Consider the following 1,976-nt stretch of genomic DNA (forward strand, 5'->3'; position numbering starts at 1 on the left):
GAACAGGGTTGCGGGGCGTGGCAGATCGATCCTCCGGCGGCGGCATGGCCTTGTCCGACAGCTGGCGGGGCGGCGCAAGGGCGGGAACCGAAGCCGTTGCGGCAGCGGCGGGCATCCGCTAGGCGCGGGGCAATCAAAAGGGGTGATGGCCTGATGAAACTGCTCGCCGGCAACAGCAACTCGACGCTCGCGGCCGATGTCGCCCGCTATCTGGAAATCCCGCTGACGAAAGCGTCGGTCAGGCGCTTCGCCGACGAGGAGATTTTCGTGGAAATCCACGAGAATGTGCGCGGCGAGGATGTGTTCGTGCTGCAATCGACATCAGCGCCCGCGAACGACAATCTGATGGAGCTGCTGATCTGCATCGACGCGCTGCGCCGATCCAGCGCGAAGCGGATCACGGCGGTGATTCCCTATTTCGGCTATGCCCGGCAGGACCGGAAGCCCGGGCCGCGCACGCCGATTTCCGCCAAGCTGGTCGCCAACCTGATCACGGTGGCCGGCGCATCGCGGGTGCTTTCGGTGGACCTGCACGCCGGGCAGATCCAGGGCTTCTTCGATATCCCGACGGACAACCTCTATGCCGCGCCGGTGATGTCGGCCGATATCCAGGCGCGCTATCCCGATCATTCCGGCAAGCTGATGGTGGTTTCGCCCGACGTGGGCGGCGTGGTGCGCGCCCGCGCGCTGGCGCGGCGGCTGGGCAACGCGCCGCTGGCCATCGTGGACAAACGGCGCGAGCGGGCCGGTGAATCCGAAGTGATGAACATCATCGGCGACGTTTCAGGCCGCTTCTGCATCCTGATCGACGACATCGTCGATTCGGCCGGCACGCTGTGCAACGCCGCGCAGGCGCTGATGGACGCGGGCGCGGCGGGCGTGGCCGCCTATGTGACGCATGGCGTGCTGTCTGGCGGGGCGGTGGCGCGGGTCGACGGGTCGGCGCTGACGGAACTGGTGATCACCGATTCCATCGGCGCGACGCCGCCGGTGGCCGAGGCGAAGAAGATCCGGCTGCTGACCATCGCGCCGCTGCTGGGCGAGGCGATCCGGCGGATTTCCGACGAAAGCTCCGTCTCCTCCCTGTTCGACTGAGGCCCCGGGGTGAAGGCCTATTGCCTGAACCTGGACCGGCGGCCCGACCGCTGGGCCCATATGCAGCGCGAGGCGGCCGGGGCCGGTTTCGAGCTGGTGCGGATCAGCGCCACCGACGCGCAGGACCCGGCCATCGCCGCCGCGGCCGCGGGCGGTCCGCCCATGGCCAACGGCCACCGGATGAGCGCGGGCGCCTTCGGCTGCTTCCACAGCCACCGCGCGGCCTGGGCCGCCATCGCGGCAAGCGGCGAACCCTTTGGCATGGTGCTTGAGGACGACATGATCCTGGCCCCCGGATTCGGGGCGCTGGTGACCGACACAGGCTGGATCCCGGCCGACGCCGACCTGGTGAAACTGGAAACCTGGGGCACGCGGGCGCATGTCTCCACCGTGGGCGTTTCGGTTGGCGGGCGGCACCTGGGGCGGCTGCTTTCCAGCCATATCGGGGCCGGCTGCTATGTGCTGACGGCGGCGACCGCGAAGCGGCTGCTGGCGATGACCGACCGCTTCGCGGACCCGGTGGACGAACTGCTGTTCAACGAAACACTGGGCTTCTTCCCCACGGCGCGCATCTGGCAGATGACCCCCGCCCCCGCCGTGCAGGGCAAGCGCAATGACAGCGGAACCGCGGAACCCGAATGGGCCGCCGGCTCCATCATGGCGCGCTTTGCAGACGGCGGACCCACCGCGCCGGGCCGCGAAGGGCGGCTGGAACGGGTGCTGCGCCGCACGCGCGAGGAACTGCGGCGGCTGCGGCTGGGCAGCCGGTATGATGTGATCCGGTTCGGGTAACGGCGGCCTGAGCCGAGGAGGTCCTGCCCGCCCGCTGTCGGAGGACGGCAGATGAGAGACTGAGGGGGCTCTGCCCCCTCAAACCCCCG

2 protein-coding genes are annotated in these 1,976 nt (G+C 69.3%); both read left to right on the top strand.

Translation table 11 applies throughout. The features are described 5' to 3' along the window. Nucleotides 1-153: 153 nt before the first annotated feature. Complete coding sequence (locus ACE3O8_RS13470) at nt 154-1,095, top strand: ribose-phosphate pyrophosphokinase (RefSeq protein WP_374390561.1); 942 nt, start codon at nt 154-156, stop codon at nt 1,093-1,095. A gap of 9 nt (nt 1,096-1,104) precedes the next feature. Then, the gene (locus ACE3O8_RS13475) at nt 1,105-1,887 is read left to right on the top strand and encodes a glycosyltransferase family 25 protein (RefSeq protein WP_374390563.1); all 783 of its coding nucleotides are present in this window, start codon (nt 1,105-1,107) and stop codon (nt 1,885-1,887) included. The last annotated feature ends 89 nt before the right edge of the window (nt 1,888-1,976 follow it).

It is taken from the genome of Sandaracinobacter sp. (genome assembly GCF_041909755.1).
In the GTDB taxonomy this organism is placed as follows: domain Bacteria; phylum Pseudomonadota; class Alphaproteobacteria; order Sphingomonadales; family Sphingomonadaceae; genus Sandaracinobacteroides.

Bases quoted from the DNA above. Each gene is read 5' to 3' on its own strand.
- ACE3O8_RS13470 (WP_374390561.1), top strand. From the start codon at position 154: ATGAAACTGCTCGCCGGCAACAGCAACTCGACGCTCGCGGCCGATGTC.